This is a genomic window from Brumimicrobium aurantiacum, assembly GCF_003402975.1.
Classification (GTDB): domain Bacteria; phylum Bacteroidota; class Bacteroidia; order Flavobacteriales_D; family Crocinitomicaceae; genus Brumimicrobium; species Brumimicrobium aurantiacum.
Map to the genome: position 1 here is coordinate 552,772 of NZ_QURB01000001.1, position 24,851 is coordinate 577,622.

Annotated in this window: 18 protein-coding genes; 6 read left to right on the forward strand and 12 right to left on the reverse strand. The window is 34.4% G+C overall.

Features of this window, described 5'->3' with window-relative positions:
• Positions 1-204: 204 nt before the first annotated feature.
• The 5 genes from DXU93_RS02470 to DXU93_RS02490 all read right to left on the reverse strand — a co-directional run bounded on the left by DXU93_RS02470 (position 205) and on the right by DXU93_RS02490 (position 5,572).
• Positions 205-687: a hypothetical protein gene (locus tag DXU93_RS02470; RefSeq protein WP_123776023.1), complete on the reverse strand. Its 483-nt coding sequence runs from the start codon at positions 685-687 to the stop codon at positions 205-207.
• A gap of 235 nt (positions 688-922) precedes the next feature.
• Positions 923-1,852: a response regulator gene (locus DXU93_RS02475; RefSeq protein WP_116879656.1), complete on the reverse strand. Its 930-nt coding sequence runs from the start codon at positions 1,850-1,852 to the stop codon at positions 923-925.
• A gap of 1 nt (position 1,853) precedes the next feature.
• Positions 1,854-4,151 (reverse strand): sensor histidine kinase, encoded by a 2,298-nt coding sequence (locus tag DXU93_RS02480; RefSeq protein ID WP_116879657.1) that lies wholly within the window; start codon positions 4,149-4,151, stop codon positions 1,854-1,856.
• Positions 4,151-5,356, reverse strand: a complete 1,206-nt coding sequence (locus DXU93_RS02485) for a DNA cytosine methyltransferase (RefSeq protein WP_116879658.1) — start codon at positions 5,354-5,356, stop codon at positions 4,151-4,153. The genes DXU93_RS02480 and DXU93_RS02485 overlap by 1 nt, the downstream gene beginning before the upstream one ends.
• Positions 5,357-5,572: a helix-turn-helix transcriptional regulator gene (locus DXU93_RS02490; RefSeq protein WP_116879659.1), complete on the reverse strand. Its 216-nt coding sequence runs from the start codon at positions 5,570-5,572 to the stop codon at positions 5,357-5,359.
• 751 nt (positions 5,573-6,323) lie between these two features.
• Here DXU93_RS02490 and DXU93_RS02495 point away from each other — a divergent pair.
• Both DXU93_RS02495 and DXU93_RS02500 read left to right on the forward strand, forming a co-directional pair.
• The gene (locus DXU93_RS02495) at positions 6,324-6,758 is read left to right on the forward strand and encodes a deoxycytidylate deaminase (RefSeq protein ID WP_116879660.1); all 435 of its coding nucleotides are present in this window, start codon (positions 6,324-6,326) and stop codon (positions 6,756-6,758) included.
• On the forward strand, positions 6,751-8,334 hold the full coding sequence (locus tag DXU93_RS02500) for a S41 family peptidase (RefSeq protein ID WP_116879661.1): 1,584 nt from the start codon (positions 6,751-6,753) through the stop codon (positions 8,332-8,334). The genes DXU93_RS02495 and DXU93_RS02500 overlap by 8 nt, the downstream gene beginning before the upstream one ends.
• Positions 8,335-8,385: 51 nt before the next feature.
• On the opposite strand, the gene DXU93_RS02505 is transcribed toward DXU93_RS02500, so the two are convergent.
• The 4 genes from DXU93_RS02505 to DXU93_RS02520 form a co-directional block, all read right to left on the reverse strand.
• Positions 8,386-9,942 (reverse strand): sensor histidine kinase, encoded by a 1,557-nt coding sequence (locus DXU93_RS02505; RefSeq protein WP_116879662.1) that lies wholly within the window; start codon positions 9,940-9,942, stop codon positions 8,386-8,388.
• Between the two features lie 104 nt (positions 9,943-10,046).
• Positions 10,047-10,817, reverse strand: a complete 771-nt coding sequence (locus tag DXU93_RS02510; protein ID WP_116879663.1) for an amidohydrolase — start codon at positions 10,815-10,817, stop codon at positions 10,047-10,049.
• Entirely contained in the window at positions 10,805-11,944 is a 1,140-nt protein-coding gene (locus DXU93_RS02515) for a methionine aminotransferase (protein WP_116879664.1), read from the reverse strand. Before DXU93_RS02515 ends, DXU93_RS02510 begins: the two co-directional genes overlap by 13 nt.
• 124 nt (positions 11,945-12,068) lie before the next feature.
• Complete coding sequence (locus DXU93_RS02520; protein ID WP_116879665.1) at positions 12,069-13,613, reverse strand: acyl-CoA carboxylase subunit beta; 1,545 nt, start codon at positions 13,611-13,613, stop codon at positions 12,069-12,071.
• 235 nt (positions 13,614-13,848) lie between these two features.
• Between DXU93_RS02520 and DXU93_RS02525 the strand changes: the two genes are divergently transcribed.
• The gene (locus DXU93_RS02525) at positions 13,849-14,514 is read left to right on the forward strand and encodes an energy transducer TonB (protein WP_116879666.1); all 666 of its coding nucleotides are present in this window, start codon (positions 13,849-13,851) and stop codon (positions 14,512-14,514) included.
• A 66-nt stretch (positions 14,515-14,580) separates the two neighbouring features.
• On the opposite strand, the gene ispG is transcribed toward DXU93_RS02525, so the two are convergent.
• Entirely contained in the window at positions 14,581-16,491 is a 1,911-nt protein-coding gene (gene ispG, locus DXU93_RS02530; protein ID WP_116879667.1) for a (E)-4-hydroxy-3-methylbut-2-enyl-diphosphate synthase, read from the reverse strand.
• Between the two features lie 473 nt (positions 16,492-16,964).
• On the opposite strand from ispG, the gene DXU93_RS02535 reads away from it, so the two are divergent.
• From DXU93_RS02535 to DXU93_RS02545, 3 genes are read left to right on the forward strand one after another with little or no spacing between them, the layout of a single operon-like run.
• Complete coding sequence (locus tag DXU93_RS02535; protein WP_116879668.1) at positions 16,965-17,651, forward strand: succinate dehydrogenase cytochrome b subunit; 687 nt, start codon at positions 16,965-16,967, stop codon at positions 17,649-17,651.
• Between the two features lie 3 nt (positions 17,652-17,654).
• Positions 17,655-19,658: a fumarate reductase/succinate dehydrogenase flavoprotein subunit gene (locus DXU93_RS02540; RefSeq protein ID WP_116879669.1), complete on the forward strand. Its 2,004-nt coding sequence runs from the start codon at positions 17,655-17,657 to the stop codon at positions 19,656-19,658.
• 54 nt (positions 19,659-19,712) lie between these two features.
• On the forward strand, positions 19,713-20,465 hold the full coding sequence (locus DXU93_RS02545; protein WP_116879670.1) for a succinate dehydrogenase/fumarate reductase iron-sulfur subunit: 753 nt from the start codon (positions 19,713-19,715) through the stop codon (positions 20,463-20,465).
• A gap of 81 nt (positions 20,466-20,546) precedes the next feature.
• On the opposite strand, the gene DXU93_RS02550 is transcribed toward DXU93_RS02545, so the two are convergent.
• Both DXU93_RS02550 and DXU93_RS02555 read right to left on the reverse strand, forming a co-directional pair.
• On the reverse strand, positions 20,547-24,200 hold the full coding sequence (locus DXU93_RS02550) for a sensor histidine kinase (RefSeq protein WP_116879671.1): 3,654 nt from the start codon (positions 24,198-24,200) through the stop codon (positions 20,547-20,549).
• A 32-nt stretch (positions 24,201-24,232) separates the two neighbouring features.
• The gene (locus DXU93_RS02555) at positions 24,233-24,850 is read right to left on the reverse strand and encodes a uridine kinase family protein (RefSeq protein WP_116879672.1); all 618 of its coding nucleotides are present in this window, start codon (positions 24,848-24,850) and stop codon (positions 24,233-24,235) included.
• Between the last annotated feature and the right edge of the window lies 1 nt (position 24,851).

Here is a 24,851-nt window from a genome sequence, read left to right on the forward strand (position 1 = left end):
AAATCCTCTCGTAACACAAAGTATTTGAAGTTATTGATGTAAGGTAAATCGATACCTAAAACTGCATTATCTTCTAAAAATAAAAAGTCTAGTTTTTAGGCTTCGAACCCGCTACCGAAGGTAGCGTTCAACACTAAGCACAATGAGGTTAAGTCTTACTTGAGTTTATTGATGCTTAATTATTTAGGCAAGTTTTTTTCTTACTTAAAAATTCGGAATTCTTTCTGGAATTTTACTGATAAGATTCTTCGCTTCTAAATCAGATACATTCAAAGGTATTTCCTTCTTTCTTCCTTTTTCTAAATGAATTGTCAGCTGACTTTTATTGGTCGGAAAATAAAGTTCCCAAAGGGTATGAAATGCCAAGCCGTATCCATCATATCTCTTTCTTTCAAAGAATCTCGACTGAATTTCGGAAAGAGGAATTTCATAATTGTCCTTTATAGTTCCTGACAGTTTTGAAATTCTGACCTTCATTTTCTCAGCCGTTAATTCTATTATGGTTTCTTCATGAATTATTAACTCTATAAATACAGAGAAAGCAATTGCTGCAGCAAAAATCAGCATCACAGTTGAGTTGTCCCTTAAACCATAAGTCAAAAGCAGTCCAATCAAAATTACAGCAAAGCCAATTCTAAAGAGTCTTCGTCCTTTCGATTTCAATATGTATTTGTCGTCTGTTTTCAAATTGTAGCTGACGCTTTGTGTATGAGTAGTGACGGATTTAAAGCACTAACTTTCAGAATTATAACAAACCTTTAATTTATTTAATTTCTTTCGATTAAGCAATTAAACCGCTATTTTTTATATACGTTGTTACCTGGCTGGCTTTTCTTTCCGCAAACTTGCTAGTGTTGGCGTGAAAGCTCTTTTAAATTTGTGAGGCACGAGAAAACTTTAAATGTACTTGAACTTGCGTTGGCTATTTATCTAGTTCCATTTTTAAACTGTCTAAATTTCCCTTATGATTTATTATGTCAAGCCTGATTTGTTTGCACAACTCTTCATCAAAAGTTATATCCTCAGATTTATTACGAAATACTTCAATTCCATCTTCATTTATCTCTAGAATGGAATGAGCAAATTGGTTCCTAATTTTTATAACTCGCAGTTTAAATTCATCAATAAAATCGTCAAAATTAATTTCTTCAATAATCGATTTAAGAGTATTCGCTCTTTGCGAAAACGAGAATAGTAATGGGTCGTTAAGCACCTTATCTATTCTACCATTCTTTTTATATTTACTAACTTCTTCAAATTTTCTTTTGTAAAATGAAATGATTTCATCAAAGATTGATTCTTTAACTTTTTGACTATCTGTTTTTGTCAAATAGTCCGAAATTAATTCAAAACAAAATTCATCTAAAATGCTTGTCTCGTGCATTATCATTCCTCGCATTGCGACAATGTTTTGGAATTTACGGACAGTCAATTCTATTAGCTCTTTAGCTTTATTAAATATTGCTGAATAATGATCACCTCCAAGAACTCTTGAGCTTGAGAAAAAAGTAATTCTATCAAGTTTATGAGTGTCAACAATTTCACCTTGAGCTGAATAAAACATTATTTCTGTGAATATATTTTTATCACGTATTGTTTTAATAATTTCTGCTCCATTTCTCGTATTTCCCTTTGTTTCATCTAGATGATAATCAGTCATTATTAAATCATATTCGCCTGCTTTATCAAGTTTGGAAAATAATTCTTCTTCGGTTCTTACAAAATCAATAGTCTCCTTAAAACCAAGTGATTTAATATATTCTTTCAAGTCTTCAATATCGTCCTGATAATCTGAAAGTACGACAGATTTAATTTTATCATCAAGCCAAAGTAATTTATAATCTAATTTCATTTTATTGTAGTGCTATTCTAAAAGTTATTCCTTCCTTGCTTGTTTTCTCGACTATAATCTCACCTCCTAAATCACTATTAACGATTTCTTTTGCCTGAAATAATCCAATTCCAGAACCACTAGTTGTTGTAAATCCTAAATCGAAAATTGATTCTAAATGGTTTTCAGAGATTCCTTTGCCATTATCAGAAACAAATAGATATAGTTTCTTTTTCAAAACTTTAAAGCTAAAATTAATTTCGGTTGCTTTTGCTTTTTCTGAATTTGAAATGAAAATATCAACCAATGTTGTTATTTCAAGTGGTCTAAATATCTTTTCTAATTCTAAACCGTTCTTGTTTATGCTAATAGACATTTTGGTGTCGATAATTTTATCTTCAAAGAGGTAAACTTCATTAATATAGTCCTCAATGAAATTTACCAAGTCCACTTCAATCTCAGATGCTGTAAGGCTAAAATTAGCCTTGGTAATAAATTTAGCTATCGAGTTAATTTTAGTAGTCTCTCTTGAGATTACGGCAATATGTTTTTGACTTTTAGTATCAATATTTTCTATGCCTAAATGTCTAATAAGAAGTTTGATGTTTCTATGAATTCTACCCGAAGAATGATAAACCTGATGTTGTAACGAAACTATTCTTTCTTTGTCTGTACCAATTAAAGCACCTTGGAAAGCTCCTTTTTTCTTTTCAATTTCAAGTTCACCAGAAATTTTTACATTCTCCTTAGTGACTTCAAATTCAGACTCTTGAGCTTCTTTTGTTATATTTTCTAGTTGTTCAAGTCGTTTTAGTTCTTTTTTAATGTCAGTTGCTAATTCTCCAGGATTGAAGTTACCTTCTTTGACATTTTTTATAATTTTAGAAAGGTTACTTTTTACTGTTTTACTAGATTTTTCATCAATAATGTTGATTATATCTTGTGAAAGATTGAAAGAAACTAATCCTTTTGATTTAGTTAGCGATTCAATTAGTTTTCTTAGTTCTTCTTTCTTTTTCAATTCTGGTAAGCTAATGAATTCATCTTCTGATAAATCATTACCCCAGTTCACAATATCAACTACAAATTTTTCTAATCTTCTAAGGGTGACTAATAACCATTCCTCAAGCTGAATGTAAGTTGGGGTTCGCATTAAACCATCACCACGACTTGAAGTCTCTCTTAATTGGTCATTAGTTTCATCTTCTGTATCAAAAATTGATATAAAACCTATTTGTTCTCGAGTTCCAATAAAGCGATTATAGCCTTGAGCTTTTCTATTGTCAAATTTAAACTGGTCTTCACCTCTTTCTCCATAAGGATAAACTCTAATGCCATTTTTGTAAACCAATAAATGACCATATTGAACTGGTTGCATTTTCATTCTTCTAGAAAAGGTGGCTTTAGCAGACTGATTTAGATAGAATAACTCAAGATGTACATTAAATAAATCTTTAAAAGGGTTTTCTTCAATTATTTCATATACGAGCTGACCGGCTTCATATAAACTTGTTTGAATTTCATTCTTTTTTTTGCTTGAAACTGACGAAATGATTTTAGTTGTTTTTAAATCAATAGTCTCAAAAATTAAGTTTTCAATCTTTCCATTTACCTTATGATGATATTCTTTCTCGTTTTTATCGTTTTCAAATTCTTCTGGGACAATGAGTTCAATTGAAAACTCATCTTCTTCAAACTGGTTATTTGGATTAATTAACTTTGCTAGAGAGTTTTTCAATTCTAAAAACTTACCCTTATCCCAATCACTTTTAAGGTTTGAAATTTCTAAAACTGTTCCGTGTTCTAAATTATAGTTGCTTTTAGGAATGGTTTCGTGAAGTACACTTATGTTTACAAATTCTTCTTTTAAATTACCTTCGAACTTATCCCATTCAGTTAATAAAGTTTCGACTTTTGAATTTTCCTCATCTTTAACTGTTTCCAGATATAATTCTCCACCAAGTCTATCACAAGAAAATCGTCCAATGCCTTTTGCTCCAGCATACGCTCTTTTTATCTTGATTTTATCCCGATAATCATAACTGTCTTCTTCTGTTCCTTCTTTTTTCGCAGAATAAGCAACAAATAGCCATTTATTAATTAAATCATCATAATTCATTCCTTTGCCATTATCCTTGATTATGATTTTGGCATTTTCGGAATAAATATTCTCAAATGTTATTTCAACTTTTGTTGCGTGTGCATCATATGAGTTTTTGACTAACTCGAAAACAGCAATGAAATCATCACTAATTAAGTCACTTCCTATGATGTTCTTTAATGCAGAACTAATTTTAAATTGTAGTGGTTTTTTCTGCATTAGGAAATAAGCTGTTTTAAAACTAAACCTGCTTGTTCACCAAATAATGGTGGAATTGCATTTCCAATTTGTGAATATCTCGGAACCTCTTGTGTTCTTCTTTTTCCTCCAGTGGTGTATTTACCCTTAAATTCATAAGTGTCAGGAAAAGACTGTATTCTTGCGTACTCACGAACTGTCATAATTCTAGGTTCGCAGTAGTGAATATAATCGTCTGGTAATGTTGTAATTGTAGGTGTTGGTTTATTTGCTTGAAGTATTTTTGTACTGCTTTTTTTAAGTTGGAATCTTTCTCTGTATGCTGAGCTTGTAAGACTTTCATCCAATGCAATTTTAAACCTAGTTTTTATTGTATCTGTATGTTTTGCAAACCTATGACTATCAACTCTACTATTTTGTCTTTTATATTTTCGAACAAATTTTTGATAATTTGATAGAGGTTCACCATAAACTCCTTCTTTAAATTTAGGTGTTTCAGATTCAATTACTCCGTTAGATTGAAGTAAGTCAGAAATTGCATTTTCTAAGGTAGGATTCAGAGTAAGATTTTTGCTAACTAAAAAAGCTTCTTTGTTATTTTGAATTCCATTAAAGAAGCTTTCTTTATTTATAGTTGGATTCTCTTTAATAAAATCATTTTGAATTCCGACTAAAATAAATCTTGTTCGTTTTTGAGGAATTCCATATTTGGAAAAATCTATTAACTGTCCTTTTACAGAATATCCTAAATTTTGCAGTTGTTCGACAACGTAAGCTGAATATGCTTTACCTTTTTTGTCATTATTTTTGAAACCAAGGGTGAAACCTTTGACATTTTCGAAGAATATCAATTTTGGTTTTACATAGTCAATGAATTTTATGTAAGAATTAATCAAGTCATTTCTAGAGTCATTTTCGATTCTTCTTCCAGCCATTGAGAATCCTTGGCAAGGCGGTCCACCTGCTACCAAATCGATTTTTCCTCTAAGCTTAATTAGTTCATTTGAATTATTCTCTAGAATTTCATTTATATCGTGATGTTTTTGTTCCAACCAATTAGGCCAGTCAAAATGCTTTTTCTTTTTGATTAAATTATGTTCAAGAGTTTTAAAAGCATCTTCGCTTTTTTCAATTGCAAAAGCACCCTTCCATCCTGCATTATGTAAACCAAGAGAAAGTCCTCCGCAACCCGAGAATAGGTCTATATATGTTTTAGATTTGTTCATTTAAGCACTTTCTTTTGTTGAGTATAATAATTCGCGTATGTCGATATCCAATACGCTCGCTATTCTCATTAAATTTTCAAGCGATGGTTGTCTCGCGTTAGTACACCATTGGGATATAGTAGATTCATCTTTTCCAATTTGTTCAGCTAACCATTTGTTTTTTCTTCTTGTTTCAGCAAGAGCAACCTTAATTCTGTTGATTTCTACTTTAGCCAATTTATTTGTGTTTTACGCAAATATATTAACTTATCTGGAATAAAATTTACTTTTAAATTTTTTCTTTTAGGGAGGTGGTGGAAAGTGAAAGCTCTTTTTATTTTGTGAGGTACGAGCAAAACAATATATGCTTAACTGTGCGGTTGGCTTTTTCTGTATGAAACACAACAACAAACTATACACATTGCGCTATCGCCCGTATCTTTTCCATCAAATATAGCATTAATCTCCATACAAAACCTTGCCACATTATCTATTTTCAATAGCTTATCGCAAGAAGTTGAAAATAGGTTATTCGCGTAAGAATATAAATATTCGTATATTATTCGAATAATTATACAGCCAAAAAGAAGGAGTAAACTTGAGGACGTAGTCGGAAATGGTGGCCTAGAAATAAAATTATATCATAAAAAGTTGCTTATTTGGATTAAAGATGAACTCAGAAATTGCATCTTTGAAGTCCTCCCCCTTGTCCCCCTCCAAAGGGGGAAGAGCTTACCAACAAGTGTTTTAGAGCATTGAAAATGTATAAACCAACAAAATGTATCAGAGACCTAAAAAAACTTACCCCAATTCCAACAGGACCGAACAATGGTCTGATCCCATCACGTCGTTTAGAATGTCGGCATTTTTGATTTTAAAAACCGTATTGTCGCATTTGTAAGTTGTAATCTACTCATTTTACAATTGCTTTCCTCAATCGTTCATCAATTTAAAATTAACCCTATTTTTGTCACTATAATAATGGATTATGAGCAAAGCAAAGCAACTTCGATATGACAAGGCCTATTTAAGAATGGCTAAAGAGTGGGCGCAACTCTCCCACTGTAACCGTAAACAAGTTGGTGCCTTAATTGTTAAAGATGATATGATCATTTCTGACGGTTACAACGGTACGCCATCTGGATTTGATAATTGTTGTGAAGATGAAAATCAAAAAACGCATTGGTATGTATTGCATGCGGAAGCCAACGCCATTTTAAAAGTTGCAAAATCAACAAACAATGCGAAAGGTGCCACATTATATTTGACAATGTCTCCATGTAAAGATTGTAGTAAATTGGTTTTACAAGCGGGAATTAAACGTGTTGTATATATCGATCACTATAAAGACGATTCTGGAGTACATTTTTTAAAAACCGCTGGAGTAAATATCGAGCAAATTAAAGACATAGAGAATGAATAATTCAAACAAGGCTATATATCCATTAATCGGAAGTTTACTTATTGCCATAGGTTTACTTTTAGGTGTTTCTCTAGGGAAGGGAAAAACTTCTGGATCTTCTATCGAAGGGAAATACGAACAAAAATTAACGGATATTATTCAGGTTTTGGATCGTGAATATGTTGATTCTATTGATAAAAAAGAACTTTTCGAAAAGACAATTACTGATTTATTGCATGGACTTGATCCGCACTCAAACTATATTGCTGCAGAAGATCTTGCAGCCTTAAGTGAAGGAATTCAAGGGAAGTTTGGTGGTGTCGGAATTCGATTTACAATTTATGACGACACTTTGAGCGTTGTGAATGTTATTGACCAATCTCCTGCTTATAGAACTGGAGTTCAGAAATTTGATCAAATTATCAATGTAGATGGAGAAGACATTGCCAATGTTGGCTTGTCGAATGAACATGTTAGGGAATTACTCAAAGGTGAAGAAGGAACTCCGGTTAAAGTTACTTTGCTTCGAAAAGGACAGAAAATTGAGAAAGAAATCATTCGTGGCGCTGTTCCTATCGAGTCAGTTATGGCTTCTTATATGTTAACTGACGACATTGGTTATATTCGATTGAGTCAGTTCAGTATGCAATCTGCAAATGAGTTCTTAACTGCCGCAGTGAAATTGAAAAGCCAAGGAATGAAAGATCTCGTACTTGATTTAAGATTTAATGGTGGAGGAGTTCTCGGAAGTGCTGTTGCTATTTTAGATGCTATTTTAGATAAAGGGACACCAATTGTTTCTACAAAAGGAAAAAACAGTCCAGAACAAACACTTTTTGCAGAAAATGATCCGTTTTTAGGCGATGCTAATATTGCAGTTTTAATCAATAGTAGTTCTGCCTCAGCAAGTGAAATTGTTGCAGGTGCTATTCAAGACAATGATAGAGGAACAATCATTGGAAGACGTTCTTTTGGAAAAGGATTGGTGCAGCAAGACATTCAATTGAAAGATGGAAGTAACTTGAGGTTGACTGTTTCGCGTTATTACACACCAACCGGAAGAAGTATTCAAAAACCATACACGGAAGATTACGACGAATATTTGATGGATGAGATCAATCGTTACGAAAACGGTGAATTGTATGAAGTCGACAGTTCTTTGTTAGTGGATTCATTAAAATACACCACACCAAAAGGTAAAGTTGTTTATGGTGGTGGTGGAATTATGCCCGATGTTTTTGTTCCATTAGACACTGCAGGAAATTCAACTTTCTTTAGAAGATTACAATATGCGAATGTCTTCAACGAATTTTCATATCACTATGCGCGTTTCCACAACCTTAATAAATTCAACACAGTTCAAGAATTTGATCACGAGTTTAAAGTAACAGAAAAGCTGTTGAAAGACTTCTTTGAATATGCAGAAGAGAAACATGATATCACATATAATGAAAAGGAGTTCAATCAATCATCACAGCGCATTAAAACAAGTATAAAAGCAGAAATTGCGCGTCAAAGATGGTTGGAATTGGGTGCGTATTATATTTTCAATCAGAATGAAGAGGAAATAAAAGAGGCGATTGAAGTATTGCAGTAGGGGCGTATTGCAATACGCCATACAGCAATACGTCTCTACTGCAATTCGTCCTTACGCTGACAATATAATCCTAAAGGTTGTTCCTTTTCCTATTTCAGAATGAAGCACCTTTAAACGGCCTTTGTGGTATTCGTGTACAATTCTTTTGGCCAATGGTAGTCCAAGTCCCCAACCACGTTTTTTGGTGGTGAATCCAGGTTCAAAAACACTGCGTTGTTGTGCCACCGTCATTCCTTTTCCGTTGTCTTTGATATCGATAATAATTTGACCATTTACCCTTGAAATATCAATGTCTATTTTACCTTTTCCTTCCATGGCATCGATGGCATTTTTACAAATGTTTTCGATCACCCATTCAAAAAGTGCAGCATTGTGAGGGATATTTATTTCCTCATCTGAAGTAGTGAAAGTTAATTCTACTTTTTGAGGAAAACGCGTTTTAAAATAGTCTAGGAAATGGCGTGTAGTGTGTACAATATCCATGTCTTTTAACTGAGTTGTTGCGCCAATTTTTGAAAAACGGTCTGTCACTTGAGATAAGCGCTCCACATCTTTGTTCATTTCTAAAGCGATGTCCTTTGTATTGTCCATGCCTTCGAGCAACTGAACCCATGCCATTAACGAAGAAATAGGTGTTCCCAATTGATGCGCTGTTTCTTTGGCCATTCCTGCCCAAACTTTATTCTGTTCTGCCTTTCTGAAAGTACTGAAGATGATATATCCAATAAAAATAAACAATCCAATAATCAAAAATTGGATGTATGGGAAATACTGTAATTGCACCAATTCAGGACTATTGGCATAGAAAACATACCTCACTTCGTCATCTGCAAACCTTATTTTTATCGGTTGATTTTCCGTAGCAAGTTCATTGAGTTTTTTACTTAATTGTAAGCTATCGATATCTCCTTCAATTAAATTTGAAGCGATAACCTCTTTCTTTAAGCTATCGGTTAAAACCACAGGAACCAATTCAGTATTTTCAATTAATTCTGTGTTAAAGGCCTGAAAAAGAGAATCACGTTCTTCCTCTAATCGTAAGATATTTCGTGAATCATTATAAAAATAAGACATAAATAAACCTTCGTAAACCTCAATGGTAAAGGACGGATTGATTTTCTCCCAACTATAAGCCAATTTCACTAAGGAATCTGTGAAAATTTGTTCTGCTTCCTTTTTAGAATTTCCAGGCAATTCATTTTGAATATCTTCAACAGTAAAACTCAAATTAATGTATGTAGAAACACCATCATCTTGATCCAATACAATCACTGGAATATCATCATTTCTATTAATGATTTTCAGTGGTAAATCATAGGATTGTTGACTTTCTAAAGAAGTATTTTTAGAAATTTCTTTCGTTGCGTCAATCCATAACTGCATATCGTTGAGCTCCTTTTTACGGAGTTCTTCAAATGAATTATTGGTGAGACGTACCAACTCAGCACGTTTTTTAATGGCATCCGCCCATTGCGTTACACGTTCTCGCTCACGCTTCGCAACTTCATTTACGATTTTACTGGAAACATATAATGAAGCTCCAACGAGAATTATCGCGATGAATAACAATCCAATTTTCCACTTCTGCTTATTCGAATAGAGTTTCATTTATTGTTTATTTCTTTTGTAATAACGCACCAAAATCGCATTTCATATTTAATGGTAACAATTTTAAACAGAGACTACGACGAGATTGAATCTTGTGATAATATTCATCTATCTTTCAAAAACGGCATTTTCTCTCTCACCAGCTTTAACGTTTCTGCCTCCAACTCTTCGTTTACAACGTATTCATCGTAAGAAACATCAGCGACATCTATTCCCGAAGGAGCGATAATACAAGAGTCTCCCGAATAATTCAGGCCATTCTTATCTTCTCCAACACGGTTTACACCGATCACATACACTTGATTTTCGATGGCTCTAGCACGTAATAAGGTGCGCCAATGTAAACTTCTTTTTTCTGGCCAATTGGCTACATTAATCATCAAATCGTAGTCATAAACATCGTTTTCCACTTTGTTTCTCATGACTTCAGGAAAGCGTAAATCGTAACATACTTGCAATAGAATTTTCCATCCTTTGTATTCAAATATGGTGTTTTCTTCACCAGAAGAGTAGGTATGGTCTTCTTTAGCTAAACCAAAAAGTTTACGCTTATTATATTGTTGTAGACTTCCATCCGCTTGTATAAAAACCATACGGTTAAAGAACTGGTCACCTTCTTGAATGATTAATGAAGCAGCAATTGCACATTCGTATTTAGCCGCCATTTTCTTCATCCATTGCACACTTTCTCCATTAATGGATTCTGCCATTTCTACAGCGTTCATTGTAAATCCAGTTTGAAACATTTCTGGGAAAACAACAATATCTGTAGGTAGTTGAACCTCTTCCAACATCGTTTCATAATGTGCTAAATTGGCTTTTTTATCCTCCCAAACTTGATTACATTGAATCAAGCTTACTTTTAAATCTTGCATAATATTTCTGTTGCTTTTAATATTGTTTCCTCGTCTTTGGCAAAGCAAAAACGAATCAAATGATCATCATGTTTGTCTTTATTGAATCCTGAAACTGGAATTACTGCCACACCATGTTTCTGGGTGAGTTCCGTTGCAAAATCAACATCGCCTAAGTTACTAATTTCATTGTATCTTGCTGCTTGAAAATAAGTTCCCTGACAATCTAAGAGCTCAAACCTGCTGTTTTTCATCAATTCACGGAAAAAATCGCGTTTCTTTTGATAAAAAGAACTCAGTTGACTTAAATTAGCTTTCGGTAAATAATTGGCCAAAGTTTGTTGAGCTGTACTATTAACCGTAAAAACAATGTATTGATGAATCTTTTTCACCTCATCCATAATGTATTTTGGTGCAACTAAATATCCAACTTTCCAGCCTGTAACATGAAATGTTTTTCCAAAAGAGGAAACAATCATCGCGCGTTTGCGAATTGCTTTTCTTGTATTGATTGAGATATGTTTTTGCTCAAAATGAATAAATTCATACACTTCATCAGACAGCAAGAAAATATGTGGATTTCGTTCCATGATTTGCTCAATCGCTTCAAGATCTTGTTCGGACAAAACCGTTCCGCCTGGATTGTGTGGATTATTGATGATCAGCAACTTTGTTTTTGCTGAAATAGCATCTTCTACCTTATCCCAATCAATTGAGAAATCCGCTTCCATATTCACATGAATAGGTGTTCCTCCGGCGAGTTCCACAGTTGGTGCATAACAATCGTATGACGGATCTAAAACAATGGCTTCTTCTCCTTTATGGATTAGCGCTTGAATGGTTGCAAATATAGCTTCTGTAGCTCCTGCTGTAACAAGAATATCATTATCTGGATTAACTTTTCTATTGTAGTGCGTTTCCACTTTTTGACCGATTTCAGTCAATAATTGAGGCGAACCCGGCATGGGCATATATTGATTATAATCTCCACGAATTACGCGTTCATAATTCTCAACCAATTTTGGAGCAACAGGAAAATTTGGAAAACCTTGTGATAAATTTATTGCCTTGTAATCTGCCGCCATTTTGGACATCACACTAAAAATAGTGGTTCCAACGTGAGGCAATTTTGATTTGATTTCACTCATTTATGCTGTGTTTTTGTGGAGCATTAAATTAATGAAATCTTTTGGTTTGGTGGGTTAATTGATGTTTTATATTAATATGTAGGGGCGTATTGCAATACGCCCCTACATATTGGTAAAAATCATATTACATCGGAATATTACCGTGTTTCTTACCTGGTAATTCCTCTTTTTTATTTTCTAATATTTTGAATGCGTTAATCAAACGGTTTCTTGTTTCAGATGGTTTGATCACATCATCAATAATTCCACGTTCTGCTGCTCTATATGGATTGGCAAACTTTTCAGCATATTCTGCTTCTTTCTCTGCCAGTTTAGCCGCTGGATCTTCTGCAGCTGCGATTTCTCTACGGAAAATGATTTCAGCAGCTCCTTTGGCTCCCATTACCGCAATTTCTGCTGTTGGCCAAGCAAAGTTAAAGTCAGCACCAATGTTTTTAGAGTTCATTACGTCAAATGCTCCTCCGTAAGCTTTACGTGTAATTACAGTAACTCTTGGCACTGTAGCTTCACTAAATGCATACAATAGCTTTGCTCCGTGTGCGATAATTCCATTCCATTCTTGGTCTGTTCCTGGTAAGAATCCTGGTACATCCTCAAAAGTCAATAATGGAATGTTAAATGAATCACAGAAACGTACAAAACGCGCTCCTTTTCTCGAAGAATCGATATCCAAAACTCCTGCTAATGACATTGGCTGATTCGCAACAACACCAATTGTTCTTCCTTCGATACGTGCAAAACCTACAACGATATTTGTTGCAAAATCTTTGTGTACCTCACGGAATGTTTCGTCGTCAATTACGCTTTCTATCACCTCGCGAATATCGTAAGGCATGTTATTATTTGCTGGTAAAATTGAAGCAATATTCTCCAATTTTTTCTCATCAAAATTAAATTTCTCTTTGTGTGGAGCTAATGATTGCCAGTTTTGAGGTAAGTAAGTCATTAAATCACGTACTTCTTTCAATACTGTAACATCGTTTGGACTTGTAAAGTGATTTACACCAGATTTTTCAGCATGTGCTTTTGCACCACCTAGATCTTCCGAAGTTACCTCTTCGTGTGTTACCGTTTTTACAACGTTTGGTCCGGTTACAAACATATATGAAGTGTCTTCAACCATAAAAACGAAATCTGTTAAGGCTGGAGAATAAACTGCTCCACCCGCACAAGGTCCCATAATTACACTCAACTGAGGAATTACACCAGAAGCTCTTGTGTTGCGGTAAAATATATCAGCATATCCAGCCAATGAAACAACTCCTTCTTGAATACGTGCTCCACCAGAATCGTTTAGTCCAATTACAGGTGTTTGACTTTTCAATGCCAAATCCATAATCTTACAAATCTTATCAGCATAAGTTTCAGAAAGCGATCCACCAAGTACTGTAAAGTCTTGTGAAAACACATATACTGGTCGACCGTGAATAGTTCCATATCCTGTTACAACTCCATCACCTGGGTATTTTTGTTTATCTAAACCAAAATCTTGTGAACGGTGTTCAACGAACATTCCCATTTCTTGAAATGATCCTTCATCCAATAAAAGTGTAATACGTTCTCTTGCTGTTAGTTTTCCTTTCTTGTGTTGACTGTCAATTCGTGCTTGACCTCCTCCTAACTTTGCTTCTTCGCGTTTTTCGATTAACTTTTTATTGATATCTTCCATAATTTCTTCATTGAATAGGGGTTAAATATCGGAATTTTCTTGAGAAGTTAACCATTTTTTGAGGATGAATCCTGTTGAATATAGAAGTAGCTTATGAACACCTATTTTTTATAAAAATCAACACATGATAATTTGCGAAAATCAAAGGATTTAAATGTGTATTATTTTGAGTTTTCAATAAAAAACTTGTTGAAATTCATGAATAAATTGTAATTATGCCCTAAAAAAACCAGTTATGAAATTTAAATCAATCGTCCTCCTATTTATAATTACTCCTTTTTTTCTTTTCTCTCAAGAAACTGAACGAGAGGCATCCTTCCCTGGAGGAAAACAAGCAATGTTTGATTTCCTGAGTGAAAATATAGAGTATCCGGAAGAAGCGATGGAAATGGGTGATCATGGTAAAGTTTTTTTGGAATTTGTGGTAGATAAGGATGGTTCAATCACTAAGGTAGCTATTCTTAAATCCGTTAGTGAGGCAATTGATCGAGAAGCCATTAGAGTCATAAAATCAATGCCTAAATGGATTCCGGGAATGCATGAAGGAGAATTGGTGAGGGTAAGGTGTAAAATCCCAATAAATTTTGAGTTTGAAAATACTGACCCGATTATTGAATTTCCAGATATTGAAGCCAGACTTAAAGGAGGAAATAGAAGACTAAATAAAAACATAGAACATCCTGTCAAAATAGTAAAAGATGATCACAATGCTGATATCATTATCTCTCTTGTCGTGAACAAGGATGGCTCAACAAGCAATGTTAAAATTGAAAAAGGAAGCTTGGACGACATTGAAGCTAAACTTTTTAATAATATAAAAAACCTTGACAAATGGAGAATAGCGATTAATGATCGTAAAAAGGTAAGGTCAAGATATCGACTTTATCTGAAGCTTAAATAAGACCTGTTTACTCTTGCTCTAAACTCTTGCTGACTTCACTCTCGTTGTAAAAATTGAAGACAATTTTTACTTCGGTGCTATCCAGTCGCCATTTTCTTTGATCAAATCAATTAAAGCTTCCACAGCTTCTTCTTCAGGAACGTTTTTCTTCACGACTGTTTTTTCTTTGTACAAGTGAATTTTCCCTGGTCGGGTTCCAACATATCCGTAATCGGCATCTGCCATTTCTCCCGGACCATTCACAATACACCCCATAATTCCGATTTTTACTCCTTTTAAATGTGAAGTGCTTTTACGGATTTTTGCTGTTGTTTCTTGTAAGTCAAACAGTGTTCTACCACATGAAGGACAAGAAATATATTCTGTTTTTGAAATACGTGTTCGTGTGGCTTGTAAGATTCCAAAACTAGTGGTATTCACCAATTGAGGTGCTACTTTTTCGGTGGATTCTATCCAAACACCATCTCCAAATCCATCGATTAAAACACTTCCTAATTTTGCAGAATGCCACAATTGGAATGCTTCCATATCTGTGGTTGAGGTCGTGTGCTTTAAAATAATAGGCAAATCTATATTGTGTAAAACCAAGGATCTGTAGAAATTTCGCATCACTTGCGTGAAGTTTTCCGATGGCGCCTCAACAATTAAAACAACATCTGTAAGGAATTGAATTTGATCTAAATCTTTGGTGTTTTTTGGATCCCATTGAAGAAAATTCAAAGATTCATGCTGGAAACCACCTGCTGGGATTGTCTCATATAAAGGATAGAAATGCTTTTTATTACTGTATTTATCCTTCCATGTTTCAGCACTGGCTACAACTCCCAACATTCCTGGAATTTCAAAATCTACGGTTTTGTCTCCTATAAAAACAAAATCAGCGGCTAAATCTTGTGTTGACCATTTGTCGGTCACTTTTGAATAATTATAACCAAATCCAAAGAAGTTCGCAGGACTGATTTCGTCCTTACCACTTAAATTAGCAAAGACAATTGGATGATTGCTCCCTCCAATATTATGAACTTCCATAGAAGCTCTTCTTTGATATGCTAGAGGATTATAGGGCAATTGCAGATCTGTTGGAAATTCTTGTTTTCCATCTTCCTTATAATTGTACGCTAATTTTTCGGCTACAGGAATTTCTGCTTCTGGCGCTTCAGTTAATGAAACACGAATCGTATCTCCTAACCCATCTTCCAACAATGCTCCGATTCCAACAGCAGATTTTATTCTACCATCTTCACCATCTCCTGCTTCTGTTACACCAAGATGTAAAGGATAAATTTTGCCTTCATCGAGCATTCTAGCCACCAAAAAACGATAAGCTTGAACCATCACCAAAGTGTTACTCGCTTTCATTGAAATCACAAAATCGTGGAAATCATTTTTTTGACAAATATGAATGAATTCCATCGCCGATTCAACCATTCCTTCTGGAGTATCTCCAAAACGACTCAAAATTCGATCTGATAAAGAACCATGATTCGTTCCAATTCGCATTGCCGTTCCGTTTTCCTTACAAAGCTTAACCAAAGGTGTAAACTTTTCCTCGATACGGTCCAATTCTGCTTTATAACTTTCGTCGGTATATTCTATTTCCTCGAATTTCTTTTTATCGGCGTAATTTCCAGGATTGACACGTACTTTTTCAACAATTCCTGCTGCAATTTCAGCTGCATTTGGCGTGAAATGAATATCTGCTACCAATGGAGTGTCATAACCTCTTTCGATTAGACCTTTTTTGATCTCTGCTAAATTATGTGCTTCTTTTTTAGAAGGAGCTGTTAAACGTACCAATTCACAACCAACATCAATCATACGAATAGATTCTTCAATAGAACCTTCAGTATCCATTGTGTCTTTTGTTGTCATCGATTGAATTCGAATAGGGTTTTCACCACCTATTCCAACTTTACCAACCATAACTTCTTCTGTTTTTAATCTACTTCGATTAAAAGGATCATAGCAATACTTCATTCTGGGTACGTTTGTCAAGCAAAAATACTATATCTTTTATTGCTAGAAAGGTAAAATTTGCAAAGAATTAGTCTTTGATAAATTTAGAAGGATTCGATTTTTAAATTTCAATCACAAAATGGGAAGCTAAAAGTAGAATTCTTAATCATAAAAAACATGAAAATATAGTTTTTGAAATCATTGAGCATCCCTTTAGAAAAAGCCATAGTTTTTAGTCAGAATTGCTCCTAAAATTTATGTCCTCATTAAAATTTCAAAAGTTTATAACTGATCGTTTTTAATAAATATTAAAGACAAGCAGACCATCTCAGTCATAAGCATCTTTTCCACTGATTTAAAAGTCATTAAACCTTTTAAAACTTAAACAAGTTGCAATTCTCTTATCTAAATCAATTCTAAATAGATAAAAAAATAGTTAATAAATCAAACTAACCTTTATTTTTGCTTATTACAATAGAAATATAATTACAATTATGAGCAAATCTGGTTTATTCAAATCATCAATAGGTAGGAAACTCGCAATGGCATTATCGGCATTGTTCCTTATGATTTTCCTGCTTCAACACCTTGTTATTAACTTAACAGCGGTTATTAGTCCTGACACATTTAATGAGCTATCCCACTTCATGGGAACAAGTCCTCTGGTGCAATTTATAGCACAGCCTATATTAATTTTTGCAGTAGTGTTTCACTTTGTAATGGGTTTTGTGCTAGAGTTAAAAAACAGATCAGCAAGACCAGTTTCTTACACAAAATTTAACGGAGCTGCCAACTCAACTTGGATGTCAAGAAACATGATCCTTTCTGGGTTGGTAATTTTGGCTTTCTTAGTACTTCACTTCATAGATTTTTGGATTCCTGAAATTAATACGAAATATATTGTTGGAGATATGTCAGGAATGCACCATGGAGAGTATAGATACTACCCAGAATTATTGGCAAAATTCGCTAGTCCTATTAGAGTAGTTGCTTACATCGTTGCTTTTGTATTGTTAGCACTACACCTGTTACACGGATTTGGTTCTGCTTTTCAATCAATGGGACAGAACAACAAATATATTGATGGATTAAAAAAATTCGGAGTTATTTATTCAATTGCAGTTCCATTAGGATTTATCATTATCGCAATTGTACTTTATGTAACGACATTAAACTCGTAGGTTATGACAAAAATAGATGCAAAAATACCAAGTGGTGCGTTAAAGGATAAATGGACTAACCACAAGAACAATATTAATTTAGTTAACCCTGCCAACAAGCGTTTAATTGACGTAATTGTTGTAGGAACTGGACTTGCAGGAGGATCTGCAGCAGCGACTTTAGCAGAATTAGGATATAACGTTAAAGCATTTGCTTTTCAAGATTCACCAAGACGTGCGCACTCGATTGCGGCTCAAGGGGGAATCAACGCAGCAAAAAATTATCAAGGTGATGGTGATTCTATCTACCGTTTATTTTACGATACTGTAAAAGGAGGTGATTACCGTTCAAGAGAAGCCAACGTTTACCGTTTGGCTGAAGTTTCGGCAAATATTATTGACCAGTGTGTTGCACAAGGTGTACCATTCGCACGTGAATATGGAGGATTATTAGACAACCGTTCATTTGGTGGTGTATTGGTATCTCGTACTTTCTACGCAAAAGGTCAAACAGGTCAGCAACTTTTATTGGGAGCTTACTCGGCGATGAACCGTCAAATCGGTCGTGGTAAAATCAAAATGTACAACCGTCACGAAATGATGGATATAGTATTGATTGATGGAAAAGCACGTGGAATTATTGCGAAAGACTTAGTAACTGGTAAAATCGAACGTCACAGTGCTCACGCAGTAGTTGTAGGTTCGGGTGGATATGGAAACGTATTCTTCTTGTCAACAAATGCAATGGGAAGTAACGTTTCAGCAGCATGGAAAATCCACAAAAAAGGAGCGTATTTCGCAAATCCATGTTTTACACAAATTCACCCAACATGTATTCCAGTAGCTGGAGAAATTCAAGCGAAATTGACATTAATGTCTGAGTCATTGAGAAATGATGGTCGTATTTGGGTTCCTAAAAACATAGAAGATGTTAAAGCAATCAGAGCTGGTAAATTAAAGCCAACTCAAATTGCTGAAGAAAATAGAGATTATTATTTAGAGCGTCGTTATCCTGCGTTTGGTAACCTGGTTCCACGTGATGTGGCATCGAGAGCTGCAAAAGAACGTTGTGATGCCGGATATGGTGTAAACCAAACAGGTCAGGCTGTTTATTTAGATTTCGCATCAGCAATTGAGCGATACGGAAAAGAAGCAGCACACGTTAAAGGATTAAACGAAAACGATAAAGCGCTAATTACAAAATTAGGTAAGGAGGTTGTTGCCAATAAATACGGTAACCTTTTCCAAATGTATGAAAAGATCGTTGATGAGAATCCATACGAAACTCCAATGATGATTTATCCAGCTGTACACTATACAATGGGTGGAATTTGGGTAGATTACAACTTAATGACAACAATTCCTGGATTGTATGCAATTGGAGAGGCGAACTTCTCTGATCACGGAGCGAATAGATTAGGAGCTTCTGCATTGATGCAAGGATTGGCTGATGGTTATTTTGTTTTACCATACACAATTGGAGATTATTTATCAAACGATATTAGAACCGGAGCAATTTCAACAGATCATCCAGCATTTGATGAAGCTGAGAAGAGTGTAAATGAAAGACTTGATCACTTAATCAATAATAAAGGAACAAAATCTGTTGACCATTTCCACAGAAGATTAGGACACATCATGTGGGAGAAATGTGGTATGGCAAGAAATAAAGAAGGATTAATCTCTGCAATTTCTGAAATTAAAGCATTACGTGAAGAGTTTTGGAAAGAGGTTAAGGTTCCAGGAGGTAAAAATGAATATAACGAAGAATTAGCAAAAGCAGGAAGAGTTGCTGATTATCTAGAGTTAGGTGAATTATTTGCAACTGATGCTTTACACAGAGATGAGTCTTGTGGAGGTCACTTCCGTGAAGAATCACAATCAGACGAAGGAGAAGCAAAACGTGACGATGAGAACTTCAAATATGTAGCCATGTGGGAATACACTGGAAATCCAGGAGAAGCAATTCTACACAAAGAGGACCTAGTTTATGAGAATATTGAACTTAAAACTAGAAGCTACAAATAAATGTAAATTGAGAGTTTGTGAACAACAACTTTCAAATCATAAAAAATTAGAGATATGAATTTGACATTAAAAATATGGAGACAGAAAAACGCCAACGATAAAGGAAAGATGGTGGAGTATCAAATCAGTGATGTCTCACCAGATATGTCTTTCCTTGAAATGCTTGACGTTTTAAATGAAGACCTTATTTCAAAGGATGAAGAACCTGTAGCATTTGATCACGATTGTAGAGAAGGTATTTGTGGTATGTGTTCATTACATATTAACGGAGAGCCTCATGGTCCAGATAAAGGAATTACAACTTGTCAGTTACACATGCGTAAGTTCAACGATGGAGACACAATTTACATTGAGCCATTTAGAGCTAAAGCATTTCCAATCATTAAGGATTTAGTTGTGGATAGAGGTGCATTTGACCGTATTCAACAATCAGGTGCTTATGTTTCTGTTAATACTTCAGGTAACACTCAAGATGCCAACTCAATTCCTGTTCCTAAGGAAGATGCAGATATGGCATTTGACGCTGCAACATGTATTGGTTGTGGAGCTTGTGTTGCTGCTTGTAAAAACAGTTCTGCAATGTTATTCGTTTCTGCAAAAGTTTCACAGTATGCTTTACTTCCACAAGGTAAAGTTGAAGCGAAACAACGTGTTCAAGACATGGTTGCACAAATGGATGCTGAAGGATTTGGTAACTGTTCAAACACTGGAGCATGTGAGGCCGAATGTCCAAAAGGAATTTCTTTGGAAAATATCGCACGTATGAACCGTGAATTGATCAAAGCAAAAACTGCTGTTAAACACTAAAAATATATAATTACAGGGGCGTATTGTAGGGGCGTATTGCAATACGCCCCTACAATACGCCCCTACAATACGCCCTAATCTTTACCCATTATACTTCGGTAAACGGATAAAGAATGTTGTTCCTTCCCCTAGCCTAGATGTAAACCAAACCTCTCCGTTATGGTTCATTATAATTTGTTTTACCATTGCCAATCCTAATCCAGATCCTGTTGTTTTTGTTGTAAAATTCGGTGAGAACATTTTCTTTTGAATTTCTATCGGAATTCCTGTTCCTTGATCATGTACCGAAATTTCATAATCTGATCCGTCTTCTCGACAAGCAATCAAAACAGCTGTAATTTCTCCATCTGGAGTGGCTTGTATTGCGTTTTTAACAAGATTATTGAATACACGTAGCAGCAAGTTACGATCGGCAAATACAATCCATTCTGAGGCTTCATCTAAATCCAAAGTTATTCTCACATCTTGCGAAGAATACAAATCAACAATATTGTGTAAGATTGGAACCAAGTTTAGTTCTTCCTCATTGGCCTTTGGCATTTTCGCAAAATTTGAAAACTCATTGGCTATTTTGGTTAAAGTATTGATTTGCTCAATCAAAGAATTGGCAATACGTTGCATTTTTTCTTTGGCATTGGGATCATTTACGTCAAATGAACGTTGGAAATGCTGAACACTTAACTTCATTGGCGTCAATGGATTTTTAATTTCATGCGCCACTTGTTTGGCCATTTCACGCCATGCAGTTTCCCTTTCGCTTTGTGCCAATTGCATCGCCTTTAGTTCTAACTCAACCAATTTATTATTGTAATCTTTAACTAAGGCACCAATTTCATCATCTCCTTCGTATTCTATCGGTGTATTTTCTTTTCCAAGCTCTACTTTACGGAAACTTTGCTGTATCAGTCTTAATGGAGCTGTTATCCATCCTGAAATAAAAATAGCGACCACTACAGTAAACACTAAGAGAAGAACCGCAATGTTGATTACCGCCACAATAAAATCATTCATCTGATTTTCAAAAGCGTTTTGCTTAGAGAAATGTTGTAAATTGATATATCCTAATAATTTCCCTTCATGATTTTCGTAAGGCAAATAAGCGGATAGAAAAGACAGTTCACCAATGTCCTCTTTATGAATAAATTCGCTGCGCTGATTAAAATTCATTGCATAAAAGGCTTGACTATTCATTTGCTTTGCACTCAATCCCTTATTGTAAATCTTTGGTTGAGAAGTTGCAAATAGATTACCATCCAATGTGTAAAAGTTAATGTCAGTAATAAAAACATTAGAGAATTTACGTAAAATGTAATTCAGATAATCCCCATTAACCTCAGGATCAAGTTTATCTTTATCTCCAATCTTTTGATCAATTTCAATTTCAACAGAATATAATTTCTCTTTTAAATTATCATTGGTGTAAATACTGTACTGCTGTGACACATTTTGAATAGCCACAAAAGCAAAAACAATAAAAGATCCTACAACCATACCAATCAACACAACTTGCACTTTTAGAGACAGCTGAAGCGAAGTAAGAGGAAATATAGATCTCCAGTTGAAAAATAATAATACAATAAGGGCGAAAACACCGAAAAATAGCACCAAATAAGAAAAGGTACTTAATTTTTCAATGAGTCGTTTTTCTGGTTTCGAAATAACCACTGCTTGACCACCATTTTGCTGATAAACTAAATGACTCATGCCTCCAGTAGTTAAGAAACCTGTTTTGACATTCATTTTACCAGTAAAATATTCAATGGTTGTTGGGAAGTTATAACTTCCAAACCTCATCACTAATTCGCCTTTAGAGTATCTAGCAATTGAATAATCTTCTAAATCTTGTAAGGCATAGGTTTTTTCATTCATCAAAATACGAGGGAAACCAATTTGTTCGGGAATTTTTTTTGATTTGAAAAGAACATAGAAGTCCAGTTTAGCGCCATCTACGTTCGTGATTTCACGATGCCCTATATAACTTAACTGATCATAATAATCAGTGATAAAGTACAAATCATCCGTGATAGAAGATGCAGTAGAGTGAAACTGAATGAGGTGTTTAATCTCTTGAATCGTCTTAGATTGATTTGAAATATAATCGACCAAAGGAGTTCCATCTGGTTGGAAAAAGAAGAAACTCATTTCATACCTTTCCCAAAAGTCTCCAAAACAACAGCTTTCAATAGATGAAGATAAATTGGGAGCATTGAATAATTCTGCATCTCTAAGCAATTGATAAAATTCATCGTTCTCTATCAACTGATCCATTGTTGAAGCATATTCCATCTCCATGTTAGGATCTTGATCTGAAATCAACTGATTGGCGTATAATTCGCGCTTTTGATGTTCATTGGATTCATTGTTTTCAAATAAAATAATCGCACCATAAAACCCTACAACAATTACAATAGCGATATGATATTTGAAGGTGTTTAAGCGTTGATTTTTGGTTGCCAAGTAAAAGAATAAGGCATTCAAAAGTACAGGCCAAAGTGCATTGAAGATATTTTTCTGTACAAAAGCAATTTCAATAAAGATAAAGACACTACCACTGATGAACCACAAAATCGCAAGGATATTTAATGGAATTGTTGAGGATATTAACTTCAAACTCACCAAACGAATCAATAAATAGTAGGCCAGAAATAGGAATGAAATAATTACTAAAGCAATGACAGAATAAAGTGAAAGCGTAAAGACCTCATCAATTTTCATTGAAATGGAACTATTGATGATGAGAGATTCAAAAATATAACTGATAAAACCAGAAAAACTTAACACGAATAAATAGGCAATTACTAAAACTGCAGCCCCTCGCCTATTATCTTCTTTTAAAGTATCAAGGAAATAAAGCACCCACCAAACAATAATCGCCGCAAAAATCATGGTGAGAATTAAACTTCCTAAATTGGGAATCAAGCTGCTATTGGCATATAAAATTGGGTCGTATAATTCAAATTCACTAAATAGTTTTATCCAAGCATTTTTGATTGAAAAGTAGCGCAACACCACAATTGAAACAGGATAAACAACAATAAGCCATTTATACTTTTTAGCCAATGGAATCATGCTTTTTGTTACCGCAATGAAAAAACAAAGGAAACCAAAAGCATAAAAACAGAAAATCAAAAATTGTTTTGAGGTACTCAATGATTTTTCTTGATGTACAGTAAGATAAAAGAGTTCCTCACCATTCAAAGATTTAATGGCTACACTATTCTCATTTGCCTTAGAATGAATTGTTACATCATTAGTTGTGCTAAATGCAGCTGTCAATTTATTCTTCAAGGCACTGTTCTCGAAAAAGAAATCATTTTTGATTTTACTTCCTAAAACAACCGTTAAATCATGCACATTGAACTGGTCAATTAAATAATGTCCATTTGAGAAAGCATCAACATAATGTGCATCATTTTCTTTTAGTTTATGCTCAAAGTTAATTTGATTTGAATTCCAATAAACCAGAGAATCATTACGAATAATTTGAATTACATAATCACTTTCTTGGAATTCTTCAATAGACCAGATATAGGATAAGGTATTCCTTCGAACAACGTTTTCTAGAGATTTTTTATAGTTCGTCTGACTTTTTTCGAGTGCAGAAAAATCTTCTTGAAATCTAATTTCTTCACTTTCAATTGCCGTATTGTAGAATACAGAATAAGTAGACCACGATAAAATGATACTAATTAAGGCCAGAATAAGCCACCTCGTTTTGTTTGAAATAGATTTCATTACAAACAAAACTAACTATTTTAAAGCAATAATTACTTTAGTTTAGGAAGTACAGGGTCTAAAACACCTGTTAAACGTAAAAAATCATTTTCTGAACGACTGTCGTTATGATAAATGAAATCAGATTTTGTTTCGTGTGGTGCTAAGAAAGAATTATAGCAAGGAATCACATGGTTATCCCATTGATACATAATTTCTGAACGAGAATACCCTCTCGACTCTTGGTCACGGTAAATTCTTCTATCTAACTGGATTGCAGGATCAACATCAACAAAAATGCTAAAATCTAACAATTCTCTCACCTCTTCATATTCGAATACAAAAAGTCCTTCGACAATGAGTAAAGGTGAAGGCTCAATAGTAATTAAGACATTTCTATTGTTTCCTGCGTTGAATTGATACTCAAAAACCTCGATGCTTTTTCCACTGGTTAAGTCCTTCAAGTCTTGAACCAATCTTTCTTTATCAAGTGCTGTTGGTAAGTCGAAATTCACTTTTCCGTTCGTATCAACAGACTGTTCCTCAATTGGTTTATAATAGTTGTCCATCGAGAAAACTGACGGGCTATAATCACTGTATGTTTCAGCTAATCGGTTTAACAATGTCGTTTTTCCTGATCCACTTCCTCCACAAATTCCAATAACCTTCATA